The sequence below is a fragment of the Methylophaga sp. UBA5088 genome (assembly GCF_002414625.1).
In the GTDB taxonomy this organism is placed as follows: Bacteria; Pseudomonadota; Gammaproteobacteria; order Nitrosococcales; family Methylophagaceae; genus Methylophaga; species Methylophaga marina.
Map to the genome: position 1 here is coordinate 48,746 of NZ_DIAC01000026.1, position 3,793 is coordinate 52,538.

Annotated in this window: 4 protein-coding genes and 1 pseudogene; 4 read left to right on the forward strand and 1 reads right to left on the reverse strand. The window is 43.1% G+C overall.

The window, feature by feature from the left end:
• The 4 genes from B4K20_RS03345 to B4K20_RS03360 all read left to right on the forward strand — a co-directional run.
• The coding region (locus B4K20_RS03345) for a TonB-dependent receptor (protein WP_289281877.1) at positions 1–1,862 on the forward strand (1,862 nt) is incomplete at its 5' end.
• A gap of 51 nt (positions 1,863–1,913) precedes the next feature.
• Positions 1,914–2,171, forward strand: coding sequence for a YkoF family thiamine/hydroxymethylpyrimidine-binding protein (locus B4K20_RS03350; RefSeq protein ID WP_286305523.1), 258 nt, complete (start codon positions 1,914–1,916; stop codon positions 2,169–2,171).
• A 12-nt stretch (positions 2,172–2,183) separates the two neighbouring features.
• Positions 2,184–2,795 carry a nicotinamide riboside transporter PnuC gene (pnuC, locus tag B4K20_RS03355; RefSeq protein ID WP_289281878.1) on the forward strand — a complete coding sequence of 204 codons (612 nt, stop codon included), beginning with the start codon at positions 2,184–2,186 and terminating at the stop codon, positions 2,793–2,795.
• The gene (locus B4K20_RS03360) at positions 2,796–3,458 is read left to right on the forward strand and encodes an HAD family hydrolase (protein ID WP_289281879.1); all 663 of its coding nucleotides are present in this window, start codon (positions 2,796–2,798) and stop codon (positions 3,456–3,458) included.
• Here the strand turns inward: B4K20_RS03360 and B4K20_RS03365 are convergent.
• Positions 3,451–3,793: pseudogene (locus tag B4K20_RS03365) on the reverse strand (hypothetical protein); the annotation flags it as partial. The gene B4K20_RS03360 and the pseudogene B4K20_RS03365 overlap by 8 nt on opposite strands.

Genomic DNA, 3,793 nt, shown 5'->3' on the forward strand with positions numbered 1-3,793 from the left:
TGCTCAATCTCGCACCTAATGTTAATGTCTCTAGTGGCGCCTCACGCGGACAATTTTTTCAGATACGCGGCATAGGTGAGCGTAGTCAATTCTCGGCGCCATTAAATCCCTCTGTTGGTTTGTTAATTGATGGTATTGATTTCAGCCGTACAGGTGGTGCAGCCACATTGTTTGATATCGAGTCCGTAGAAATTCTCAGAGGGCCACAAGGTACCAAGTTTGGGACAAACGCATTAGCGGGTGTCATCAATATGCAAAGTACCGAGCCGACTGATGAGTTTGACTTACATTTTGAAACAGGTATCGCTGAATATAACACCCGTAATGTTGGTCTTGCTGTTGGTGGTCCACTTATTGACAATACGCTGTTAGGGCGTTTTTCGATTTATAGCCACCAGTCAGATGGCTATATGGACAATGATTATTTAGGTAAAGATGACACACAAAATCAGGATGAAGTTACGGCTCGTGGTCACCTAAAATGGCTAGCGACAGATAATCTCACATTTGATTTGAACTTCCTGCATCTCAGTATTGATAATGGTTATGACGCGTTTACTCTTGATAACAGTCGCAACAGTATTTCAGATCAACCCGGTAAAGATACTCAAAACACGAACGCTATTTCACTCAAAACTGATTATCGCGCTAACAGTAAAGTACAGCTGCAAAGTAATCTAACTTACGTAAACTCAGATGTTACTTATAGTTACGATGGGGACTGGGCTAACCCAGCGTATGATCCTGGTGTATTTACTGCGACAGAGGATTTTAATCGTAAGCGTGAGAATTATTCTGTTGAGTTAAAAGCGCTTTCTAATGAAGATGGTCGCATCTTTAATAATTCAACAGACTGGGCGATCGGCGCCTATTTTCTGTCACAAGATGAAGATTTGCACTTAGTCTCAGACTATACAGGTTTACTTAAAAATGAATATGAAACCAAAAATACAGCCTTATTTGGTCAGTTAGACACTCATCTAACAGACAAACTGACTTTTATAAGTGGATTACGTATCGAACATTTTGAAGCGGACTATAAAGACACTAATGCGATTGACCTTCACAGTAGCGATAATTTATTTGGCGGCAAATTAGGCCTGAATTATGAGATTAATAGCGACCATATGGTTTATACCTCTTTATCTAGAGGCTACAAGTCGGGTGGCGTGAATAATAATGATAGTCTGCCTACAAACCAGCTTAAATTCGATGCCGAATATATGTGGAGCCTTGAAGCCGGTTTGAAATCTTATTGGCTAGAAGGTGACCTGATTACTAATGTTTCAGCCTTTTATTCACTCCGTCGTGATGCTCAAGTGAAGAGTTCTGTGTTTGTTGGTGGGGGTGAATTTGAAGACTCAATTGCCAATGCTGCTAGAGGCAGAAATATGGGCATTGAGGCAGATGCAGACTGGCAGGTTAATGACAGAGTGGGCATCTTCGCTTCTTTAGGCCTATTAAGAGCTGTGTTTGATGAATACGATAATCCAGATTTAGGTAGCTATAATCCTGAAGGTCGCCAGATGGCTCATGCGCCAAAATATCAATTTAGTCTAGGTACGGATATTCAGTTAGCTACTAACTGGACTCTACGGGCGGGAATGGAAGGCAAAGATGAGTTTTATTACTCCAATAGCCACGACTCCAAATCAAGCTCATATGTCATTTATAACGCCAGCTTACAATATCAAAAAGAGAACTGGAAAGTCACATTATGGGGACGCAATTTGTTCGATAAAGACTACTACACTCGAGGTTTTTATTTCGGCAATGATCCTAAAGATGGTTATGCCGATCACACCTACACTCAATACGGTGATCCACGTGTTGTTGGCTTAACATTAAGTTACGACTATTAATATCTAAAGAGGGCTTTAAAGCCCTCTTTTTTACTACTTAAGGAAGAAGATATGCGCGTCTCAGTTGATATCAGTTTATACCCTCTGACTGAACAATTTGTCGAACCGATTCTGGCTTTCATCAAAAAGCTGGAAGATAACCCAAAACTAAATATTTCACGGAATAACCTAAGCACACAAATCTTTGGTGAATACCGTGATGTGATGGATGCCATGGATAGTGAAATTGAAGCGGTGTTTGAACAATTACCGCACAGTGTGTTTGTGTTGAAAATGATCGGAAACGATCGTTACCACGTAGAAGATTAAACGAGTTCTCTGATGATAGATGCCGCAATCAATGGTCTGCTGGCCTTATCCGCTTGGGAAGTGACCGCCGCATTACTCGGTATGGCTTATGTCATTCTGGCGGCGCGTGAATCACAGTGGTGCTGGCCAATGGCGTTTATCAGTACACTCATCTACACCGTGTTATTTTGGGAGGGTCAGCTTCCCATGCAAGCCCTGCTCAACTTCTATTACATGGGTATGGCGATTTATGGCTTCGTTTTATGGCGACAACATCAGCAAAACAATGATGAGTTAGTCATTCATAGCTGGTCATTGAATGCCAATTTACAATTCATCGTAGCAGGCGTCGTGATTAGCTTTTTAGTAGCTTATTACCTGGATATCAACCAAGCATCACAGCGTCCGTACCTGGATGCTGGCATCACCGTATTTTCTGTGATGAATACCTGGTTGATGGCCAGAAAAGTCCTGCAAAACTGGTTTTATTGGATCATTATTGATGCTGCTTCCGTCGTGTTGTATTACCAGACGGGTTATTATGCAACGGTTGTCTTGTTCTCAATCTACACTGTGCTTGCTACCGTTGGTTTCGCCAACTGGATCAAGCTATATCGTCAACATCCACTAGCTCAGACTCACTAAATGCAAGCGGTTATTTTTGATATGGATGGGCTGCTGATTGACTCAGAGCCCTTTTGGAAACAAGCTGAGAGACGTGTATTTTCAGCCATAGGTGTTGAAATCACCGATGCACTGTCTGCCAAAACAATGGGCATGACGACGCGTGAAGCCACTGAGTTCTGGCTTGAACATGCAGGCTTGTCGCTAAGTCAGGATTCAATGGAACAAGTCGAAAATGATGTGATCGATGAAGTTGCCTCATTAACCGCTACCAAAGGTCAGGCTCTACCCGGTGTACATAACTTGCTGGAAGAACTCAAACAACACCGACTAAAAATTGGTCTGGCCACTAACGCTCCGGCACGTCTCGTTCCCGTCGTATTAGAGCGGCTAGATATCACGGCATTTTTTGATAATTATGTCGCCGATGATGATGTTGAACAGGGCAAACCCCATCCCGCCATTTATCAACTAGCGCTACAGCGCATCAACGCAAAAGCTGATCACACCCTCGCATTTGAAGACTCTGTCACGGGTATGACGGCCGCAATAGGCGCAGGCATCCGTACTGTTGTTGTACCTTCAGCAGCCAATTATCACTTACCACACTATGATGCCGCCGTATTAAAGCTGGAAAGCTTGAATGGGCTGGCACTCGAAGAACTGCATGATTTATTTAGCTAACATTATCGCTAAATAAATCAAACAACGGTGGCTGCTCTAACCATTGGTACAGATTGCACTCACCCAAAACATTCATCAAAAATAACAATACGCGGTAACTCAGACGACAAGCTGAAAGGTCAGGAATGGGTTGATACTGTGTGTATATTTCGACAAAAAGCTTGGCATGTTGTGGGCTGAGTAAATATTCCAGTAACACCCACTCGAGTTCACGCGGCGCTCTGACAAAGGCATCTAAATCCAAGACGGCTATGGTCCCATCATCACACTGACGCAGTTGATCCCAGCGAAAGTCTGGCATGATCGGCACAAACTGCTCTGGTGACAGTGTTCGA

What these genes read in the sequence shown, in the direction of transcription:
- B4K20_RS03350 (WP_286305523.1), top strand. Translation starts at nt 1,914, where the DNA reads ATGCGCGTCTCAGTTGATATCAGTTTATACCCTCTGACTGAACAATTT.
- pnuC (WP_289281878.1), top strand. Translation starts at nt 2,184, where the DNA reads ATGATAGATGCCGCAATCAATGGTCTGCTGGCCTTATCCGCTTGGGAA.
- B4K20_RS03360 (WP_289281879.1), top strand. Translation starts at nt 2,796, where the DNA reads ATGCAAGCGGTTATTTTTGATATGGATGGGCTGCTGATTGACTCAGAG.